Below are 19,805 nucleotides of genomic sequence, written 5' to 3'. Positions count from 1 at the left end.
CGTCGGCAGGTTCCTCGAAGGTTACCCGACGGCTACGGATCGAATTTGGGGTCGCTCAGCCCCGCGGAGACGACGCCTACACGGACAATTCGATCGGTTCAATCAACGGGATTCGGGACGGATCGAAGCGCGGGAACGCGGTAGTGGTTTCCCCCGTCGCGAGCGGTGTGCTCGGTCCGGGACCGCCGCCGGTGCGGACCGCGAGTGCGGCGGGGTCCGGGGTATCGAAACCCTTACTCCCGGTCCGCGGCACCCCTCGGACATGACAGCGACCGACGACGGCGAGGAGGCGGTCGGCGACGCCGACGCCGGCGGCGTCGACCCCGAGGAGGTCCGCCACGTCGCGGGCCTCGCACGCGTGGACCTCGACGACGAGGAGGCGGCGGCGTTCGCCGAGCAGTTCGCGGACGTGCTCGACTACTTCGAGGCGCTCGACGAGGTGCCCGAGGTCGAGAGCGAGCCCGACCTGGTGAACGTGATGCGCGCCGACGAGGTCCGCGAGGGCCTCTCTCAGGAGGCGGCGCTCTCGAACGCGCCCGACAGCGAGGAGGGCTTCTTCAAGGGGCCGAGGGTCTCATGAGCACCGACGCGGGCGAGCCCGGATCCGCCGACCGCGACGGCGACGCGGACCGCGACGGCGACGTGGACGGCGACGCTGACGACGGGGAGTACGTCGACGAGTTCAACGCGTTCGTCACCCGCGACCGCATCGAGCGCGACGCCGACGGCCCGCTCTCGGGGTCGACCGTCGCCGTGAAGGACAACATCTCCACGGCGGGAGTCCGAACGACGTGCGGCTCGGAGATGCTCGCCGAGTACGTCCCGCCGTACGACGCGACCGTCGTCGACCGCCTGCTCGACGCCGGCGCGACGGTCGTCGGGAAGACGAACATGGACGAGTTCGGGATGGGCGGGACGACCGAGACGTCGGCGTTCGGCCCGACGAGAAACCCCGTCGACCCCGACCGCGTCCCCGGCGGCTCCTCGGGGGGCTCCGCGGCCGCCGTCGCCGCAGGCGAGGCGGACCTCGCGCTCGGCTCCGACACCGGCGGCTCCGTTCGCAACCCCGCCGCCTTCTGCGGCGTCGTCGGCATCAAGCCGACCTACGGCCTCGTCTCGCGGTACGGCCTCGTCGCGTACGCCAACTCGCTCGAACAGATCGGCCCGTTCGCCCGGACGGTCGAGGAGGCGGCCGCGTTCCTCGACGTGATCGCCGGTCCGGACGAGCGCGACGCCACCACCCGCTACGACGCCGCCGACGGCGGCCTGGCCGACGCGGCCGCCGCCGACGTTCCCGACGACACCCACCCCGCGGAGGCGACGACGTACGCCGAGGCAGCCGACGGCGACGTAGACGGCATGACCGTCGGCGTCCCGACCGAACTGGTCGACGGTGCCGACGACGCCGTCGTCGACGTGTTCGAGAACGCGCTCGCGGACTTGGAGTCGCAGGGCGTCGAGACCGTCGAGGTGTCGCTCCCGTCGGTCGAGCACGCGGTCCAGGCGTACTACGTGATCGCGATGTCCGAGGCGTCCTCGAACCTCGCGCGCTTCGACGGCGTCAGGTACGGTCCCGCCGGCGACGACGGAGACGGCACGGACGGGGGCGCAGACGGCGACGGGAACTGGAACGAGGCGTTCGCCCGCGTCCGCGAGGAAGGGTTCGGCGAGGAGGTCAAACGCCGGATCCTGCTGGGAACGTACGCGCTGTCGGCCGGCTACCACGACAAGTACTACAAGAAGGCCCAGGACGCCCGGGCGTGGGTGAAACGCGACTTCGACGAGGCGCTCGCCGAGGCGGACGTGCTCGCGACGCCGACGATGCCGGTGCTTCCGCCCGAGCGCGGCGAGAGCCTCGACGACCCGCTGTCGCTGTACCTCATGGACGCGAACACCGTCCCGGTGAACCTCGCGAACCTCCCCGCCGTCTCCGTGCCCGCGGGGGAGACCGAGGGGCTCCCGGTCGGGATGCAGTTCGTCGGTCCCGCCTTCGGCGAGGAGGCGATCGTTCGGGCCGCCAGCGCCGTCGAAGAGTGAGCCTCCGCCTCCGGCACCTCGCGTTCAGCGCCGCCAGTACTCCGGCGTGAAACAGACGAGCACGGGGATGATCTCCAGGCGGCCGATCCACATCAGGAACACCATGTACAGCCTGCTGGCGTCGGTGAACCCCAGGTAACTCCCCATCGGACCCACGACGCCGAACCCCGGACCGACGTTGCCGAGCGTTGCGGCGACAGCGCTCATCGTCTCGAGCACCGTGATCGCCCCCGGAGTCCTCGTGGCGTCGAGGAACAACACGAGCGTCGACACCAGGAACAGCACGATGTACAGGACGGTGAACGCGAAGATCCCCCTGACGCCCCGCTCGTCGAGCGCGCGCCCGTTCAGGCGGACCGGCCGGACCGCCTCGGGGTGCGCGGTCGTGAACAGCTCCCGCCGGATCGATTTCAGGATCACGACCCACCGAATGACCTTGATCCCCCCGCCGGTCGACCCGGCCGAGCCACCGATGAACATGGCGAAAAACAGCGCGTACTGCGCGGGGGCGCTCCAGGTGTTGAAGTCGATGCTCGCGTACCCCGTCGTCGTCACGATCGAGACCGTCTGGAACACGGCGTGGCGCAGCGACGGCTCCGGGTTCCCGGCGACGGCGGCGGTGACCTCCGCGAGGTAGGCCGCGTCGTACGTCTCTCCCGCCGGGGCGGCGGCGACGAAGTTCCCCGTGAACAGCAGTCCAGCGATCACCGCCGCCAGCACGCCCATCGCTCCGGCGTAGGTCCGAAACTCTACGTCATCGAGGAGCCGCCGAGGGTCGCCCGCGAGCACGCTCCAAAACAGCGCGAAGTTGACGCCGGCGGCGACCATGAACGGGACGATCACCCACTGGACGGCCGCCGAGAACGCCTCGATGCTGCGCGCCTCGGGGGAGAACCCCCCGGTCGGCATCGTCGTCAGGCCGTGGGAGACGGCGTTGTAGAGGGTCATGTTCGGGGCCAACTCCGGCATCCCGATCGCCGGGCCGACGAGGTGCATGCCGTACAGCACCCCGATCTCCAGGGCGGTGATTCCGGCGTACACGCCCCACAGCAGACGCGCCGTCTCGGCGATCTGCGGGGTGAGCTTCTCGATGCCGGGGCCGGGGGCTTCGGCGTCCATCAACTGCGCGCCCCCGGCGGACAGCTGCGGGAGGATCGCGACCGCGAGGACGACGATCCCCATGCCGCCGAGCCATTGAGTGAGCTGTCGCCACAGCATGATCCCCCGCGAGTGCGTCTCGAAGGAGATGTCGCCGAGCACGGTCGCGCCGGTCGTCGTGAATCCGGACATCGCCTCGAACAGCGCGTTCACCGGGTTCGCGAGCGTCGAGTCGGGCGCGGCCGCGGGAACGACACCGGGGATCCCGTGCGCCTCGATCAGGTACGGCACCGCGCCGACGAGGGCGACGGCGAACCACGTGAGCGCGACCATCAGAAAGCCCTCGCGAGCCTCGATCTCGGGATCAGAGTCGAGGCGTTCGAGCCCGGTTCCGACCGCGACCGCGACGGCGATCGTCGCGACGAACGGCGCGATCGATTCGCCGTAGTACAGCGAGACGAGAAGCGGCGCGATCAGGGGTATCGAGAGGTACTTCACGACGCTCCCGACGAGGCTCAGGCTCGCTCGGTACTCGACGCGGACTCTCACTCCCGGAGCGAGCGAGCGCTCGGGTGTTTAAGTTATCGCTCTCCCGCTAACGGGACCGTCGTTCTCGGGCGGGCGGGGCCGTCGTTCCCGGCGACCCGCTCGCGCAACGCTGAAGTCTGCGGCTCTCCACCTCCGGGTATGATCGGCCCGCTCCACGTGGCTCCCGGCGCACACGGCGTCGCGTACGCCCTGGTCGTCGTCGCCGGCGGCGTCGCCGGAGCGGGACTGCTCGGCCTCGCGCTCGCCGCGTTCGCCCGCCGGCGCTCGCGGTCGTACCTGCTCGTCGCGCTGGCGCTCGGGACGCTCGTCGCGCGGGCGGGCCTGGCGACCGCCACGGCCGTCGGTCTCGTCGGCGCGGAGGCGCACCACTTCGGCGAGCACCTCCTCGACGTGGTGATGGCGGGGCTGGTGCTCGGGGCCGTGTACTACGCGCGAACGATCCGGACGGAGGCGACATCGTGACCGGCGGAGGCAACGTCGAGCGCCGGGACCCCTCCACCCGCGACCGCATCGCCGCGTTCGTCCGGGCGCATCCGGGGATCCACTTCAACGAACTCGTCCGCCGGCTCGACCTGGCTCCCGGCCAGGCCCAGTACCACCTCCGCCGGCTCGCGCGCGCCGAGCGCGTCGTCGGCGAGGCGGTGTCCGGACGCACGCACTACTTCGACCCATCGATCGACCCCGAAGAGCGGCGACGGGTGGCGCTGTTTCGGCGTGAGACCGCCCGCGACGCGGTCGTCGAACTTCTCGATGGACCGGCCCGTCCCGACGCGGTCGCGGACGCGGTCGGCGTCGCCCGCAGCACGTTAGAGCACCACCTCGACGGACTCGTGGACGCCGATGTCGTCGAGAAGCGGCGCGGCCCGCGCGGTCGCGTCACGCTCGCGCTCGTCGACGCCGAGGCGGCCGCGCGGTCGCTTCGGCGGATCGAGCCGTCTCTCCCCGACCGGCTGCTCGACCGGTTCACCCGGCTGGTGGACGCGGTCTTGGAGTAACGCGAGATCACGGCGACGCGAGCGCGTCGCCGCGTTCGACGCCCGCACCACAACCCCCTTGGCCGCCACGCCGCTAGTCGCGGTATGACCGACGCGGACGGCGAGGCTGCCGGCGACGCAGGCGAGAGTCGCGACCCCCGCGACTCCCGCGAACGCGCCGTCGACGGCGTGACTCGACGCGACGCGCTGAAGGCCGCCGTTGCCGTCGGCGGCGCGGCCGGGCTCTCGGCGTGTCTCGACCGACTCGACGACCCCGATCCGGTCCCCGGGGGCGACGGCCCCGACGCCCATCCCGACCGTCAGTACGCCTGGAACGACTTCGTGCGTACCGACGACGCCGGAAACTGGCAGCTTCCCCGTCACCAGACCCTGTTGTACCTCTCGCTCCCGGAGGACGGTCCGCCGAGCGACTCCGAGCGCGAGGCCGTCCGCGAGGCCCTCGACGCGCTCGACGAGGCGTACGAGTGGAGCCACGAGGGGCTGCTTCACACGGTCGGCTACTCGCCGGCGTACTTCGACCGCTTCGAGGCAGAGCTGTCGGTCCCAGAGGACGTGTCGCTTCCGGAGCCGACGCCGCTTGCGGACTACGAGACGCCCGAGTTCGACACCCAGGACGTGCTCGTCCACCTCGCCTCTGACCGCCCCGACGCCGTGCTCGCCGCGGAGGAGGCGCTCACGGGGGAGGCGAGCGAGGCCAACGGCGTCGACTTCCCGTCGGCGCTGACCGACGCGCTGACCGAGGACGACCGCCGGACGGGCTTCTTCGACCCAGGGATGCCCCACGAGGAGGCCGACGACCTCGCGGGCGTACCGGAGCCCAACCCCGTGCCGGAGGACGCCCCGCTGTTCATGGGCTTCGCCGCCGGCTTCAGGGGCAACCAGGCGACCGAGGACGCCGTCGCCATCGGCGAGGGGCCGTTCGCGGAGGGCACCACCGAGTCGATGGGCAACTGGCGACAGCGCCTCGCCGACTGGTACGGCGAGCAGAGCTTCGAGCAGCAGGTGACGGAGATGTTCTCGCCGGGGCACGCCGAGGAGAACCTCGTGGAGGGCGTCGGGACGAACCTCGGCGACGACTCCGGGATCGACCGCTTTCTCGACACGGTCGTCGAGGACGCCGAGGAGTACGGTCGCGTCGGCCACGCCCAGAAGGCCGCCCGCGCCAACCGCGACGAGGAGGGAACCCCCCTCCTGCTCCGCCGCCACTTCGAGTCGGCCGACGACGACATCGCGAGCCTGCACTTCCCGTCGCTCCAGCGGTCGATCGACCAGTTCGAAGCCGTCCGTCGGGCGATGAACGGCGTGGACGCCACGGACGCGACCCCGGCGGTCCGCCAGCGGGTCAACAACGGCATCCTCGAGTACATCTTCCTCCGCCACCGCGGCTACTTCCTCGTCCCGCCGCGGGGCCTCCGTGCGCTGCCGACGCCCGACGGAAGCGAAGGGTGACTCGACGGGCGCGACGACCGCGTCGAGGCGCTCGGCGTCGTCGCCGGCGACGGGAGCGGTGTCCGGGCTCGCGGCGGCGTCAGACGCGGACGAACGCGAGCACGATCCCGGCCGCCACGAGCGCCGCGCCGACGCCGACGCCGGCGCTCCGCGCACGGTCGGTGAGGACGTTCTCGTTCGCGAGCAACAGCGCCCCGGTGAGCACGATGCCCCCGGCGACGGCGACGCCCAGTCCCGTCGGCGACGCGCCGGCGATCGGACCCGTGGGCGTCGGCGTCCCGCCCGGGTGGCCGGGGTGTGCGAGCGCACCGCCCGGCAGCCACGCGAGCAGCCAGCCGACGACGACTGCGGCCGAGATCCGACTCATCGATCGACTCGAGGCGGCGGTCGCATAACTCGGTTTCGGCACATCGCTCGCGGTCGCCTCCGGCGTTCGACTGGCGTACCAGAACCCCCTTTCGTGGGCGGTCCCGAACCGAGGTATGGACAGACGAACGTTCCTCGCTAGCGCCGGCGCGGCCGGCGCGGTCGCTGGGACCGGCGGGCTCGCGGGCTGTCTCGGCTTCGATCTCAGCTCCGAGGAGGGGATCGCCGGCGAGCCGCCGATCGTCGAGGACCGTCCGGACGGCGTGTACCTCCCGACGCACGTCGAGGGAATGGCGATGGGCGGGATGGCCGAGTCCGGCGACTACCGGGTCGGCGTGTTCTACTCGTACGCCCACCGCTTCTGGAACGTCAACGGCGAGGCGGTCGAGCGAACCGACGTGGCCGAGGGCGACGACGTGCACCTGATGGCGAGCGTCTGGGACGCCGACACCGGGCAGGTGCTCCCCGAGACGGGGCTGTCCGTCGAGATCGAACGCGACGGCTCGCTCGTCTCCCAGGAGGTGATCTACCCGATGCTCTCTCAGCCGATGGGCGTCCACTACGGCGCGAACTTCGGGCTCGAGGGCGACGGGACCTACACCGTGAACGTCTCAGTCGGCGGGGTTCGCACCCGTCGAACGGACGCCTACCGGGACCGCTTCGGCGACCCCGCTGACATCCCCGTCGAGATGGAGTACAGCCAGTCCGACCGCGACGACATCTCATTTCGGACGCTCGCGGACGCCGGCGAGGCCGGCGCTGTCGACCGCATGGAGATGGACATGGTCCCCGACGGGACCGCGCCGGCGGTCGAGGCGCTCCCCGGCGAGGTGCTCGGCGAGGTGAACAGCAACGACGCCGTGCTCGTCGCAACCGTGATGGACGAGCCGCCCGCGGGGGTCGACGACGAGGGCCCGTACCTCGCGGTGTCGGCGCGGACGCCGTATAACCGGATGCTCATCCCCGCGATGGGGCTGGAGGCGACCCACGAGCGCGACGGCGAGACGGTGTTCTCGGGCGAACTGACGCGGACGCTCGACCCGGACCTCTCGTATCACTACGGCGCGGCGCTGGCGGGCGCGAGCGTCGAGTCGGGCGACGAACTGACGCTGACGCCGACCGTGTGGCCGCAGATCGCCCGACATGAGGGGTACGAGACGGCCTTCGGCGGGCTGCTGGGCGGCATGCCCGAGCGGATACTGACGGTCGAGTAGCGGCGGGATGCCGGTACACCTCGCCCGGAGCGGTTCGATCTGTGAGCGTTCACTTCGTGGATTCGATGGCTGTTTTGCGTCCGTTATCCGCAGCTTCTACACGGACTCGGTGGTCCACGCGAAACTCGGTTGACCGGCCGAGACTGTTGAGGTTCCATCCCAACGGTAAGAGTTATGTTTGTTGTGATTCTTTCCCAACATAGGAGACGATGCCCGCGACGGTCGTGTACCGAGACCGTGACGAGAGATCGGACGGGAGTCGGTACGAGATGGTCGCGTGGCAGGTCCCGATGAGCGATAACTTCCCGCAAGGGGTGAAGTACAGCTTCCAGTACATGGACGCTGACGGCGACACGATCTTGCGGTACGACAACTCGCCGTACCACCTGGACGTCGGCCGGCACCATCGTCACTCACCCGAGGACGACATCACGGAACTGGAGTTCACGGGGGTCTCCGATCTGATCGACGACTTCCAAACCGAGGTGAACGAGATCTATGAGCGACGAACCGACTGACACCGAACCCACACACGACGAGTTCACGACCGACCCGGAGGAGATCGAGTACCCCTCGACCCTCCGCATCACGTCGCTCCCAGCCGAGCAGGCACAGACGGCGGCTATTGAGCGCGCAGAACGGTGGGAGCAAGGCGAGGAGGTTCCCCACGTCGTCAACTTCGAGGACCGTTCGAGGCTCCGTCAACTGCTCACAGACCGCCGGATGGAACTGCTTGAGGAGGTGATGGAGCATCCGCCCGAGAGCATCCGCGCGCTGGCCGACCGGCTCGACCGTGACGTGCACGACGTGCACGACGATCTGTACCTGCTGGCCGATCACGGCATCGTTCACTTCGAGGAGGGCGGCCGCGCGAAGAAGCCGTACGTTCCCTACGACACAGTCAGGATCGAAGTCGAGTTCGGCCTGCCGCGCGGCGACGGATCGGAGTCGGCCGCATCGGCATGATGTCTCCCCCCACGGTGACCGACGGGAAGAGCGTCATAGCTTCCCCGTGACCTCGTCGACGACGCTCTCCTCGAAGAAGACGACGACGTGGTCGTCGGGGCGGATCACGGTGTCGCCCCGCGGGGTGACGAGTTCCCCCTCGCGGGTGATCGCTCCGATGACGAGGCAGTCCGGGAAGTCGTGGATCGACTCGCTGATCGGCCGGTTCGCGAGCAGCGACTCCTCGGTGACTTCGACCTCCAGCACCTCCGCGCGGTCGTCCTCGATGAGCGCGACGTTCTCGGCGCTCCCCTCCCGAGTGAACCGGGATATCTCCTCGGCGACGACCGCCCGCGGACTGACGCCCACGTCGACGCCGACCGTCTCGAAGATGTCGACGTATGCGGTCTGGTCGACGATCGCGACGGTTCGTTCGACGCCGAGGCGGGTGGCCAGCAGACACGACAGGAGGTTCTTCTCGTCGGAGTCGAGCGCGGCGATGAGCACGTCGGCGTCGCCGATGTGCTCGCGCTCGAGGAAGCCGATGTCGGTGGCGTCGGACTCCATGACGAACGTCTCGGGGAGCTCCTCGGCGATGTCGCGGGCGCGGTCAGGGTCGCGTTCGATCAGCCGGGGCGAGAAGCCACGCTCGCCGAGCAGGCGGGCGGCGTGATAGCCGATCTCAGAGCCGCCGACGATCACGACCTCCTCGCCGGTGCCGACGTGCTCGTCGGGTGCCACGTCGGCGGCGAACCCCCGAACGCTTCCGGGCGAACCGATGACGACCGCGCGGTCGCCGACCTCGATGCGCGTCTCCCCGCGCGGGATGACGACCTCGTCGTCGCGCAGGATCGACGCGAACGTGAGCGAGTCGAAGCGGTCGGCCTCGCTGACCGTCTCTCCGACGAGGGCGCTCCCCTCGCTCACCTCGAACTCGGCCATCTGTACCTCGCCGTCGGCGAAGAGGTCGACGTCGCGAGCGGCCGGCAGGCCGATGACGCGGACGATCGACTCGGCGGTGAGGAGGTTCGTACACACCATGAAATCGATGCCGAACGCCGAGCGCGACCGCTCCCACGTCCTGAGGTACTCGGTGTTCTTGATCCGCGCGATGGTGAACGCGTCGCTGACGGCCTTCGCCGTCGAGCAGGCGACGATGTTCGTCTCGTCGTCGTCGGTGGAGGCGATCACCATGTCCGCGTCTCCTATCCCGGCCTCCTCGAGGGTCGAGACGGCGGTTCCGTCCCCGTTGATGGTCAACACGTCCAGCGAGTAGGTCAGCTCGTCACACCGGTCGGCGTCGCGCTCGACGATCACGACCTCGTGTCCATCCTCGAGGTCCGCAGCGATGCTCTCGCCGACCTGTCCCGCCCCGATGATCACGACGCGCACGGCGGGGCCACCTCGGTCATGCTCGCGTGTGTTCGACCGAACGGAATGAGCGTTCCGGAGTCGCGCCGTTACAGCGAGTCCCCGTCGGACCGGACGGTCAGCGTCACCTCGCGCTCGCTTCCCTCCAGGTCGGCGACCGCCCGCCTGACCACACGCTCGGCCTCCTCCTCCACCAGCCCCTTCACCCGGTCGAGGATCCCGCCGAACGACACCAGCGGCGGGAGCGACACCGCCGAAGAGTCCGCCGAGTCGGCGTCGAAGCGGATCTCAAGGGTCACCCGACAGGCCGCCGTCGCGTCGGCTGGAGCCTCGGCGGGGAGGTCGTCGTACCCCTCGATCACCCACGCGCCGCGTGCGTCGATGTCCTTCAGGATCCGCCAGTCGATCCGCGTCGGCGGGTCGACGTCGGTCACCTCCGAGCGGGCGGTGTACGAGAGCTTCCACCACGCGAACCGGAGCGCGTACCGCGATCCCGGCCCGCCGTCGCCGTGCGTGCGCGACACCCGTTCGAGGTACTCCGTGTAGCGCTCGTACCGGGGGAACTCGATGAGAAACTCGTACGCCTCCGTCGGTGCGACGTACACGTCCGTCGAGACGACGAGTTCGTCCATGCCAACGGATTCGACGGCCAGGACGTAAGGATTCGGTCTCGGGGGTTCGAGCCGTCCGTCGCGACCGACGGGGAGCGACGCGGCAGGTGTCGATGCCGTGTTGCAGAGTAATCATGTTTCGGCTCGCCTAAATTCCGGATCGCTTTTATTCGTTTAGGCGAACCGAAACCCGATGACGGATCCTGATCCGACCGATCGGTTCACGCGACGTGACTACGTGAAGTACGGAAGCGCGCTCGTCGCGGGCGGTCTCCTCGCGGGCTGTTCGGGACAAAGCGGCGGCGACGACCCGACCGAGACCGACACCTCCGGGGAATCGACGCCCGAGTCGACGGCGACCGGGACGGCCACGCCGGAGGACACCAGCTACACCGTGACGATGGCACCCGCCGGCGACGTGACGTTTCAGGAGGTGCCCGAGACGTTCTCCGTCTACGAGTCGGGCTACGCGGACATGGCGGTCGCTCTCGGGAAGGGCGAGGACCTGCTTGCGGTCGGGAACGCGGCGCGGTTCTACACCGATCACTACGACGAGCTCGACGGCGTCTCGGTCGCCGCCGAGCCGACGCAGTTGCTCGGCGACTCGTTCGCCGTCGACCGGGAGCTGTTCTACGAGCTGGACAGCGACGTGCACCTGATCGACCCGCAATGGCTCGTCAACAACGGCTTCGGACTGGAGCAGTCCGACGTGGACGGCGTCGCCGAGGACGTGGGACCGTTCGTCGCCAACACGATATTCCGACGCACCGACGGCTGGCACGAGTACCGGTACTACACGCTGTACGAGGCGTTCGAGAAGGTCGCGCAGGTGTTCCGACGGGAGGACCGCTACGAGGCGGTGAAGGCGGTACACGACGACGCCGTCGCGACGGTGAGCGCGAGCCTCCCGAGCGCCGACGACCGGCCGAACGCCCTGCTGTGTTTCGGCGCGGGCGACGACCCCGAGCGGTTCTACCCGTACCGGCTCTCGGACCGCGGAACGAACAAAAAGCAGTTCCGGGACCTCGGGATCGCCGACGCGCTCTCGGGCTCCGGCGTCTCGGGGCTGTCGACGAACGAGCGAGGACAGATCGACTACGAGACGATGCTGTCGGTGGACCCCGACTCGATCCTCCTGCGGGGACACGAGGCGAAGACCGAGGCGGAGTTCCGCGACACCGTCGTCTCGTTCATGGAGGACCACGAGGTTGCCTCGGAGCTCACCGCGGTGCAGGAGGGGCGAGTGTTCCGCGGCGGTCCCATCTATCAGGGCCCGATCCAGCACCTGTTCAACCTCGAGCGGTTCGCGACGCTGTACTTCCCCGAGCGGTTCTCGGGTGAGCTGTTCTCGCGGGCGGAGCTGTCCGCGGCGATCCGCGGCGACGTGTAACTCCGCCCGTCGACCGACCTGCCACCACCATGATCGGAACCGCCCTCGGCGACCTGAGACGCCACATCGAATCGCTCGCCGACCCCGACGGCGACTACCGGCTGGTCTGCGCGCGCACCGGCGAGCGCCCGGTGCCGGCGGACGGACTCGGGTTTCCGGACCGACCGACAGCGCGCGCTGCCGTCCGAAGCACCGAGCAGTACCGCGCGACGTTACGACGCTACGACCCGCAGGTGCCGGTGTACGATATCGTCGCCTGCGAGGCGGTCGCCGACCCGACGCCGCCGCCGGCCGAGCCGACCACCGCGGACGACCCCGGAGTCGCACCGCGACCGTCGGGGACGACGAACGTCTCGACGGCCGACGCCCGCCCGCCGGCGTCGTCGATCGACTTCTGTCACACGGTCGCGGGCGTCGTCTTCGAGTCGATCGCGGACTCCACACACACGGAGTTGCAGGACGCGATCATGGACCGATACCTCGACTCGGCCGAGGCGGTGGACGATCCCGACGAGCTCTGCGTCAGGCTGTTGGGGAGCATCGCCGACGAGCTTTCGGCCCGCCTCGACGCCGACGCGGTCGCCGAGGTGCTGCGCGGGGCGGGCGAGCGGATGCCGGCCCCCCCGCGCGACGAGACCGACCCCGTCGCGGGCGTGCTCTCGGCGTTGGGATCGATCGGGATGGTCGGCTCGTACGCCGTCACGTCGCCGGCCGTCGACGCCGACGCCGACGCGCGGACCTGGCGAGTGACCCTGGAGGGATACCCGCTCGCCGACCGCGACCGCGTGGTGACTCTCCCGGTCGTCGTCGCGCTGTTTCGGCGCGCGTCGGTCCGGTCGCTGTCGATCGAGACGGCCGGTCGCCCCGAAGCCGGCACCTGGCGGCTCGCACTCACGGCCAACGGCGTGACCGAGCCGACGGGACTCACCGGGGTCACTCCGAGGTCGTAGGTCGTCGCGGTCTCGCCGGTCTCGCGACGCCGTCCGAGTCGTGACCGCGACGGCGACGAGACGGCGACGCCGCCGCCACCGCGTCGACGATGAGACCGCGCCCGCGACGACACCGCCACCACGCTCGCTCGCCGCGAACGCAACCGTCAACCGCCGGGGGCGACGACTTCGACCGAACCCCGTGTCCGTCGCCTCGAACCTCGCGTACATGCTCGTTCTCCTCGCCGCCGGCGTCGCCGGCCGCCGCGTCGGACTGCTGACGCCGTCGCGACGCGACGCGCTCACGGACGCCGCCTTCCTCGTCGCGCTCCCGGCGCTCGTGTACACCTCGACGTTCGCCCAGCCCCTGGGTGACGTGCTGTCCGTCGGCCTCGTCGGCGGCGTGGTCGTCGTCGTCGCCGTCGGCGTCGCCGTGAGCCTGCTCGTCCATCGTCGGCGGAAGCCGGCGGCCGTGCGAAGCGTCGCGGTCGTGCAGTCGTACCACACGAATCTCGGCTTCCTCGGGCTGCCGATCGTCGCCGCCACGTTCGGAGCCGGCGCGGTCGAGGCCGGGAAGGCGAGTGTCGTCCTCGGCACCGGCGCGCTGGTGCAGGTGCCCGCGACGGTCACGCTGCTGGGCGTCATCAACGGCGGCGACACGGACCTCGTCGGCGAGCTTCGCGGCCTCGCCGGAAACCCGGTGCTGGCGGCGCTCGCTGCGGGACTCCTCTCGGCGGCCGTCGGCTGGAGCCCGCCGGGGCTCGCCGTCTCCGGGCTCGGCGTGTTGGCGGATCTCGCGCTCCCGGTCGCGCTGCTCGGCGTCGGCGCGTCGCTGTCGCTGGAGGCCACCGACCTCGACCTGCCGACGCTCGGGACCGTCGCCGCCGTGAAGCTGCTGGCCATGCCGGTCGTCGCGCTCGCGGTGTTCACGGCCCTGGGCGGCGACGCCGCGACGGTCCGGACGGGCGTCGTCATGTTCGCGATGCCCACGGCCGTCTCCACGTTCGTGTACGCGACGGCCCTCGGGGGCGACCCGGACCTCGCCTCGGTCACCGTCTTCGCGACGACGGTCGCGTCGGTGGCGACGCTGGTGCCCGTGCTGTGGTTGGTCGGAGTCGGCGGGTGAGGTTCGACCCGGCTCCGTCTGGACGATCGGGCGCGTGACGGTCGGTCGACACCGGTCCGACTAAGTCTCCCCCGGCGGTTTCGATTCGTAATGAGCGTCGAGGAGGAGAGCGCGTTCGACGTCTACCGCGACCGCGTCGAGCGCCCGTTGTACCGGCTCTTCACCGAGTACGGGCTCGACAAGTGGCCGTGGCTGGTCGTCGGGATGACCGCGAACGTCATCGCCCGGGTGTCGAGCCTCCTGCCGCCGATCGTGCTCGGCGCGGCCATCGACGCCGCGTTCACCGGAGGCGAGCCGTACAGGCTGTCGCTGGTGCCGGACGCGTGGCTGCCGACGAACGCCCCCGACGAGACGCAGTTCTGGTTCTCCGCGGGGCTGATCGTCGCCGCGTTCGCCGTGTCGGCCGCGCTGACGTGGGTGTACGGCGTCGCCGCGAACAACTTCGCTCACCGGGTGATGCACGACGTGCGGACGGACTCCTACGCCAAGATGCAGGACCTCGACATGTGGTTCTTCGACGACAAGCAGACCGGCGAGGTCATGTCGGTCCTCAACAACGACGCGACGAACCTCGAGCGGTTCCTCGACGACGCGCTCCAGAACTCCGTCAGACTCGGGGTCATGCTGCTCGGCATCGGGCTGTTCCTGTTCATCGAGAACGCCCAACTGGCGCTGGTCACGCTCGTCGCCGTGCCCGGAATGCTGCTGTTCACCTACTGGTTCATGAAGGCCGTCGAGCCCCGGTACGCCGCACAGCGCGAGGCGGTCGCCGACCTCAACACCCGCCTGGAGAACTCGCTGGGCGGGATGCAGTTGGTCAAGACCACGGGCACGGAGGAGTACGAGACCGACCGCGTCGCCGACACCTCCTACTCGTACTTCCGGAAGACGCTCGCGATGCTCCGGCTCAACTACGTGTACCGGCCGGGGATGGAGCTGTTCGCGGGTATCTCCTTCGTCACGACGTTCGTCGTCGGCGGACTGTGGATCGTCACCGGTACCGCCCCGGGACCGCTGACGGGGGGGCTCACCTCCGGGACGTTCGTCTCGTTCCTGTTTCTCACCCAGCGGTTCGTCACGCCGCTGGCGGAGGTGTCGAACATCGTCTCGCAGTACGAGAACGCGAAGGCGTCCTGCGAGCGCGTGTTCGGCCTCCAGGACATCCCCGCGCGGATCACGGACGACGCGGACGCCGTCGAACTGACCGCCGTCGACGGCGATGTCGCGTACGACCACGTCGACTTCGCCTACGAGGACGAGGACGAACCGGTGTTGCGGGACGTGGACTTCTCGGTCGACGCCGGCGAGACGGTCGCGCTCGTGGGACCGACCGGCGCGGGCAAGTCGACCCTGCTGAAGCTCCTCTTGCGGCTGTACGACGTGGACGAGGGCGCGGTTCGGATCGACGGCCACGACGTGCGCGACGTGACCGTGCGCTCGCTCCGGGAGTCGATCGGCTACGTGAGCCAGGACACGTACCTCTTCGACGGGACGGTCGCCGAGAACATCCGATACGGCCGATTCGACGCCGACGACGAGGCGGTCCGAGAGGCCGCGACGGCCGCGGAGGCCCACGAGTTCATCGAGAACCTCCCGGACGGCTACGACACCCGGATCGGCGAGCGCGGCGTGAAGCTCTCGGGCGGGCAGCGCCAGCGCCTCTCCATCGCCCGGGTCGTCCTTCAGGACCCGGACGTGCTCGTGCTCGATGAGGCGACGAGCGCCGTCGACACCGAGACCGAGATGCTCATCCAGCGGAGCCTCGACCGCCTCGCCGAGGACCGCACCACGTTCGTCATCGCCCACCGCCTGTCGACGGTGAAGGACGCCGACGAGGTGCTCGTGTTGGAGGGCGGCGAGGTCGTCGAGCGCGGCGGCCACGAGGAACTGCTTGCGGCCGACGGGCTGTACGCGAAGCTCTGGGGCGTGCAGGCCGGCGAGATCGAGTCGCTGCCGGAGGAGTTCGTCCAGCGGGCCCGCGAGCGACAGGCCGAGACGCTCGTCGGCAACCCGGACGACGACTGAAGCGGGACGACGCGGGGTTCTCCAGGACCGCCGGAGCCGGCGGTCAGACGTCCTCGACGAGGTCGCCCATTCGATCGATCGGGATCGACCGCAGCGTCTCGGTGTCCAGCCCGCGCCCCTCGATGGCCAGCGCGATCTGGAGGGCGGCGTCTTCCTCGTCGACCTCGAAGGTGAGCATGAAGTCGTGGCCGCCGACGAGCGCGTAGCTATCCTCCAGTTCGCCTCCGAGTCGGTCGATGTCCTCGCGGATACCGCCCCAGATCGACACCAACTCCTGTGGGTTCTGGAACTGCGCCTCGTCCGCGTCCGCGAGTACGGTGTACGTCGGCATGGCGCACGGTTGGACCGCGGTCCCGAAAGGCGTTGTCACGCTCCCACGGTCGGTGGAATCTGCCTCGGTGGATCGATCGCGGAACTGTAGCCGTCGCGAACAGCGCCGTCGACCGTGACCGACACCACGCTCGACGCCGACGCCGAGTACGACGCGCCCGTCGTGACGGAGGCGTCGCCGACCCACCGCCGTGGTGGTTCTCGATCGGGCGGACCTTGCGACGGTGATCGTCGCGGGCGAGGACTGGGCAACGGCGCGGACGACCACACGGCGAGGATTTACCACCCGAACCCTCCTACCCCACCGCGATGAGCGATCTCCTCGCCGACACCAACGTCGCGCTCGGCGTCTCCGGGTCCATCGCGGCCGTCAAAGTGGTGGAACTCGCCCACGAACTCCGCCGTCACGGCGCGAGCGTCCGCGGAGTGATGACCGACGCCGCCGCCGGGATCGTCCACCCGTGGGCCGTCGAGTTCGCGACCGAGAACGACGTCGTCACCGAGATCACCGGCGGCGTCGAGCACGTCGACCTGTGCGGCAGGGACGGCTGGGCCGACGTGCTCCTGCTCGCGCCGGCGACCGCCAACACCGTCGGGAAGGTCGCCGCCGCGATCGACGACACGCCGGTCACCACCTGCGCGACGACGGCGTTGGGGGCGGACGTACCCGTCGTGTGCGCGCCGGCGATGCACGAGCCGATGTACGACCATCCGGGCGTGCTGGAGGCCATCGACCGCGTGGAGTCGTGGGGCGTCGAGTTCGTCGACCCGCGGATCGAGGAGGGGAAAGCGAAGATCGCCACCGAGGAGGCGATCGTGACGGCGACGGCGCGGGCTGCCGGCGACCGTCCGCTGGCCGGCGAACGCGTGGTCGTCACCTCCGGGCCGACCAGCGAGCCGATCGACACCGTCCGCGTGCTCACGAACCGCGCGTCCGGTCGCACCGGCCGGGCGGTCGCCCGCGCGCTCGTCGCCCGCGGGGCCGACGTGACGCTCCTGCACGACGCGAGCGCCGCCGGCGGGGGCGACGGGGGCGAAAGCGGCGACGTGCCGTACGCCGAGGTGGTCGACGTGGAGACGGCGGCGGAGATGACCGAGGCAGCGCTCGCGGCGTGTTCCGACGCAGACGCGCTGATCTCGGCGGCGGCCATCTCCGATTACACCGTTGAGCCGGCCGAGGAGAAGATCCGGTCGGGCTCGGAGTCCCTGACGCTGGAGCTGTCGCCGACGCCGAAATTGCTCGACACCGTTCGAGAGGAGTACCCCAACCTGGCGCTCGTAGGGTTCAAGGCCGAGAGCGAGGGCGACGACGACGCGCTGGTGTCGCGGGCGCGGTCGACGCTCGACCGGGCCGACCTCGCGTTCGTCGTCGCCAACGACGCGAGCGTGATGGGCGCGGCCGAGACGCGCGCGCTCGTCGTCCGCGCCGACACGGTCGGCGAGTTCTCGGGATCGAAACTGGGGCTCGGGCTCGTCGTGGCCGACGAGTTGGGCGCGACGCTGGGAGCGACGTGACGTACGGACTGTCGGAGCCGCGGACCCCCGCGGATCACAACGGTTTTGATCCGCTCATTCAAACGGACACACAGTAGATCGTGACATCATCCAGCTACCGTAGCGTGGGTCGCTCCGACGGGGCTCGACCGGGCGGGCCGGGGTGGCCGCCGTGACCGGACACGAGATCCTCGTTCCGGTCGGGGAGTCGACCACGCTCCGAAACACCGTCGGCCACGTCGTCCGCGGGGCGGTCGACGCCCAGGAGGCCGTGACGCTCCACTTCGTGTACCCGCTCAGGAGCCGCGGTCGAAGCGGGTCGGAGGCCGAGACGGCGGCGGAACTGCTCGACCGTATCGAGGTGTGGGTCGGCGAGGATCTGGAGGGGATCGAGGCCGCGATCGGCGTGGAGACCGCGACGGTCGGCGAGGACGAGTACCTGTTCAGCCCGGGCGACTACGCCGACTCGATCGCCGCGTACGCCACCGAACACGACATCGAGTCGATCGTGGTCGACCCCGGGTACCGGCCTGCCGGGACGACGCCGCTGTTGCCCGCCCTGAACTGGGAGCTGTCCGAAAGCGGCCTCGACGTGGAGGAGGCTCCCGTCGAGCGCGAGTCGCGCCGGAGTCGGCTCGTCCGTCGCTCCGGCCTCGATCAGTTCGTCCTGCTGTTCGGGCTGTCCGCGAGCTTCTATCTCTTCTTGGCCGGGTCGCTCACGCCGTACAATCTGTTGTCCGGGGCGGTCACGTCCGCCGCCGTCGCCGCGACGCTGTGGCACGTCTCGCTGACGGGGTCGGTGCGCCCGCGCCGACTGGCGGTCCAGTTCGGGCGGCTCTGCCTGTACGCGCCGTTCCTGCTGTGGGAGATCGCGAAGGCGAACCTCCAGGTCGCGTACGTGGTCCTCCACCCGTCGCTGCCGATCGACCCGAAGGTCGTCGAGTTCGACGCCGACGTGTGGTCGACGGTGCCGGCGGCGACGCTGGCGAACAGCATCACGCTCACGCCCGGAACGCTCACCGTCGACGTGGAGAGCCGACACTTCACCATCCACTCGCTGACCGCCGACGCGCGAGAGGAACTCGCCGGGGGAACGCTCGAGCGGGCCGTCCGATTCGTCTTCTACGGGCGTTCGGCGGCCCGGCGGCCCACCGTCGCCGAGCGCGAGGAGGTGGAGGAGTGAGCCTCATCGCCGACGCGCTGTTGGCGACCGCGGCGGGGTTCGTGCTCATCTCCGTGGTCGTGCTGTACCGCGCCGTCAAGGGCCCGACGATGCAGGACCGCGTCATCGCGGTGAACGTCATCGGGTCGAACACGGTCGTCGTCGCCGCGCTGTTCGCGGCCGCGACCGACACGCCCGGCGCGCTCGACATCGCGCTGGTGTACGCCCTGCTGAACTTCCTGATGAGCATCGCCATCTCGAAGTTCACGGTCGAGCGCGGGGGGGTGCTGTAGATGGTGACCGTCACCGAGGCCGGCGTGATCGCCCTGCTCGTGGGATCGCTGTTCTTCGGAGTCGTCGCCGCCGTCGGACTGATCCGCCTGCCGGATCTGTACACCCGTGCCCACAGCGCCTCCAAGAGCGACACGCTCGGGGCCGTGCTCGCGTTCGGGGCCGCCGCAGTCGCGCTCGGCGCGGAGGTCGAGACGCTGAAGCTCCTCTTCCTGATAGTCTTCATGTTCATCACCAATCCGACGGCCGCCCACGCCATCACCCGGGCGGCCGCAGAGGAGGGAATCGAGCCGTGGACCGTCGACGACGCCGGCGACGGCGCGGGTGCCCCCGCCGACGGGGCGGACGACGCGCCCCGGGGCGATGCCGCCGGGACGTCCGGCGTGGCCGACGGCGGCGACGCCGCCGCCGACGGGGGTGACC

The 19,805-nt window shown here is 70.2% G+C and carries 20 protein-coding genes and 1 pseudogene; 16 read left to right on the top strand and 5 right to left on the bottom strand.

What is annotated here, in order from left to right; translation table 11 throughout:
* Positions 1-262 precede the first annotated feature (262 nt).
* Together gatC and gatA are read left to right on the top strand one after the other, a co-directional pair.
* On the top strand, positions 263-580 hold the full coding sequence (gene gatC / locus Hbl1158_RS07900) for an Asp-tRNA(Asn)/Glu-tRNA(Gln) amidotransferase subunit GatC (protein ID WP_234296207.1): 318 nt from the start codon (positions 263-265) through the stop codon (positions 578-580).
* Complete coding sequence (gene gatA, locus Hbl1158_RS07895; protein WP_234296205.1) at positions 577-2,037, top strand: Asp-tRNA(Asn)/Glu-tRNA(Gln) amidotransferase subunit GatA; 1,461 nt, start codon at positions 577-579, stop codon at positions 2,035-2,037. Before gatC ends, gatA begins: the two co-directional genes overlap by 4 nt.
* 24 nt (positions 2,038-2,061) lie before the next feature.
* Here gatA and Hbl1158_RS07890 read toward each other — a convergent pair whose 3' ends face one another.
* Complete coding sequence (locus Hbl1158_RS07890; protein ID WP_234296203.1) at positions 2,062-3,684, bottom strand: TrkH family potassium uptake protein; 1,623 nt, start codon at positions 3,682-3,684, stop codon at positions 2,062-2,064.
* Between the two features lie 138 nt (positions 3,685-3,822).
* Here Hbl1158_RS07890 and Hbl1158_RS07885 point away from each other — a divergent pair, with 138 nt between their 5' ends.
* From Hbl1158_RS07885 to Hbl1158_RS07875, 3 genes are all read left to right on the top strand, one after another.
* Positions 3,823-4,146 carry a hypothetical protein gene (locus Hbl1158_RS07885; protein WP_234296201.1) on the top strand — a complete coding sequence of 108 codons (324 nt, stop codon included), beginning with the start codon at positions 3,823-3,825 and terminating at the stop codon, positions 4,144-4,146.
* Positions 4,143-4,679, top strand: a complete 537-nt coding sequence (locus Hbl1158_RS07880; RefSeq protein ID WP_234296200.1) for an ArsR family transcriptional regulator — start codon at positions 4,143-4,145, stop codon at positions 4,677-4,679. The genes Hbl1158_RS07885 and Hbl1158_RS07880 overlap by 4 nt, the downstream gene beginning before the upstream one ends.
* A gap of 84 nt (positions 4,680-4,763) precedes the next feature.
* The gene (locus Hbl1158_RS07875; protein ID WP_234296198.1) at positions 4,764-6,128 is read left to right on the top strand and encodes a Tat pathway signal protein; all 1,365 of its coding nucleotides are present in this window, start codon (positions 4,764-4,766) and stop codon (positions 6,126-6,128) included.
* A 79-nt stretch (positions 6,129-6,207) separates the two neighbouring features.
* Here Hbl1158_RS07875 and Hbl1158_RS07870 read toward each other — a convergent pair whose 3' ends face one another.
* On the bottom strand, positions 6,208-6,495 hold the full coding sequence (locus Hbl1158_RS07870; protein ID WP_234296196.1) for a hypothetical protein: 288 nt from the start codon (positions 6,493-6,495) through the stop codon (positions 6,208-6,210).
* Positions 6,496-6,610: 115 nt separating this feature from the next.
* Here Hbl1158_RS07870 and Hbl1158_RS07865 point away from each other — a divergent pair, with 115 nt between their 5' ends.
* The 3 genes from Hbl1158_RS07865 to Hbl1158_RS07855 all read left to right on the top strand — a co-directional run bounded on the left by Hbl1158_RS07865 (position 6,611) and on the right by Hbl1158_RS07855 (position 8,674).
* Positions 6,611-7,708, top strand: coding sequence for an iron transporter (locus Hbl1158_RS07865; protein ID WP_234296194.1), 1,098 nt, complete (start codon positions 6,611-6,613; stop codon positions 7,706-7,708).
* A gap of 209 nt (positions 7,709-7,917) precedes the next feature.
* Positions 7,918-8,226, top strand: a complete 309-nt coding sequence (locus tag Hbl1158_RS07860; protein WP_234296192.1) for a DUF6516 family protein — start codon at positions 7,918-7,920, stop codon at positions 8,224-8,226.
* Positions 8,207-8,674 carry a transcriptional regulator gene (locus Hbl1158_RS07855; protein WP_234296190.1) on the top strand — a complete coding sequence of 156 codons (468 nt, stop codon included), beginning with the start codon at positions 8,207-8,209 and terminating at the stop codon, positions 8,672-8,674. Before Hbl1158_RS07860 ends, Hbl1158_RS07855 begins: the two co-directional genes overlap by 20 nt.
* Before the next feature lie 33 nt (positions 8,675-8,707).
* Here Hbl1158_RS07855 and trkA read toward each other — a convergent pair whose 3' ends face one another.
* Both trkA and Hbl1158_RS07845 read right to left on the bottom strand, forming a co-directional pair.
* Complete coding sequence (gene trkA / locus Hbl1158_RS07850) at positions 8,708-10,045, bottom strand: Trk system potassium transporter TrkA (RefSeq protein WP_234296188.1); 1,338 nt, start codon at positions 10,043-10,045, stop codon at positions 8,708-8,710.
* A gap of 68 nt (positions 10,046-10,113) precedes the next feature.
* Positions 10,114-10,656: an SRPBCC family protein gene (locus Hbl1158_RS07845; RefSeq protein ID WP_234296182.1), complete on the bottom strand. Its 543-nt coding sequence runs from the start codon at positions 10,654-10,656 to the stop codon at positions 10,114-10,116.
* A 172-nt stretch (positions 10,657-10,828) separates the two neighbouring features.
* Between Hbl1158_RS07845 and Hbl1158_RS07840 the strand changes: the two genes are divergently transcribed.
* The 4 genes from Hbl1158_RS07840 to Hbl1158_RS07825 all read left to right on the top strand — a co-directional run bounded on the left by Hbl1158_RS07840 (position 10,829) and on the right by Hbl1158_RS07825 (position 16,105).
* Complete coding sequence (locus tag Hbl1158_RS07840) at positions 10,829-12,025, top strand: ABC transporter substrate-binding protein (protein ID WP_234296179.1); 1,197 nt, start codon at positions 10,829-10,831, stop codon at positions 12,023-12,025.
* Between the two features lie 29 nt (positions 12,026-12,054).
* Positions 12,055-12,975: a hypothetical protein gene (locus Hbl1158_RS07835; protein WP_234296165.1), complete on the top strand. Its 921-nt coding sequence runs from the start codon at positions 12,055-12,057 to the stop codon at positions 12,973-12,975.
* A 181-nt stretch (positions 12,976-13,156) separates the two neighbouring features.
* Positions 13,157-14,080 carry an AEC family transporter gene (locus Hbl1158_RS07830; RefSeq protein ID WP_234296163.1) on the top strand — a complete coding sequence of 308 codons (924 nt, stop codon included), beginning with the start codon at positions 13,157-13,159 and terminating at the stop codon, positions 14,078-14,080.
* A 90-nt stretch (positions 14,081-14,170) separates the two neighbouring features.
* A complete protein-coding gene (locus tag Hbl1158_RS07825) occupies positions 14,171-16,105 on the top strand; it encodes an ABC transporter ATP-binding protein (RefSeq protein ID WP_234296161.1) in 1,935 nt (644 codons plus the stop codon).
* A gap of 43 nt (positions 16,106-16,148) precedes the next feature.
* Here the strand turns inward: Hbl1158_RS07825 and Hbl1158_RS07820 are convergent, their stop codons facing one another.
* Positions 16,149-16,436: a GYD domain-containing protein gene (locus Hbl1158_RS07820; protein WP_234296160.1), complete on the bottom strand. Its 288-nt coding sequence runs from the start codon at positions 16,434-16,436 to the stop codon at positions 16,149-16,151.
* Between the two features lie 308 nt (positions 16,437-16,744).
* Here Hbl1158_RS07820 and coaBC point away from each other — a divergent pair, with 308 nt between their 5' ends.
* The 4 genes and pseudogenes from coaBC to mnhG form a co-directional block, all read left to right on the top strand.
* Positions 16,745-17,950: a bifunctional phosphopantothenoylcysteine decarboxylase/phosphopantothenate--cysteine ligase CoaBC gene (coaBC, locus tag Hbl1158_RS07815; protein WP_234296159.1), complete on the top strand. Its 1,206-nt coding sequence runs from the start codon at positions 16,745-16,747 to the stop codon at positions 17,948-17,950.
* A 151-nt stretch (positions 17,951-18,101) separates the two neighbouring features.
* A complete protein-coding gene (locus Hbl1158_RS07810; protein ID WP_234296158.1) occupies positions 18,102-19,112 on the top strand; it encodes a monovalent cation/H+ antiporter subunit E in 1,011 nt (336 codons plus the stop codon).
* Positions 19,109-19,384 carry a cation:proton antiporter gene (locus Hbl1158_RS07805; RefSeq protein ID WP_234296157.1) on the top strand — a complete coding sequence of 92 codons (276 nt, stop codon included), beginning with the start codon at positions 19,109-19,111 and terminating at the stop codon, positions 19,382-19,384. The genes Hbl1158_RS07810 and Hbl1158_RS07805 overlap by 4 nt, the downstream gene beginning before the upstream one ends.
* Positions 19,385-19,687, top strand: a pseudogene (gene mnhG, locus Hbl1158_RS07800) (monovalent cation/H(+) antiporter subunit G); the annotation flags it as partial. It abuts the gene before it with no gap.
* Between the last annotated feature and the right edge of the window lie 118 nt (positions 19,688-19,805).

The organism is Halobaculum sp. CBA1158 (assembly GCF_021431925.1).
Taxonomy (GTDB): Archaea; Halobacteriota; Halobacteria; order Halobacteriales; family Haloferacaceae; genus Halobaculum.
Note: the sequence above shows the minus strand (reverse complement) of the source record. Positions and strands in the feature narration are given on the sequence as shown.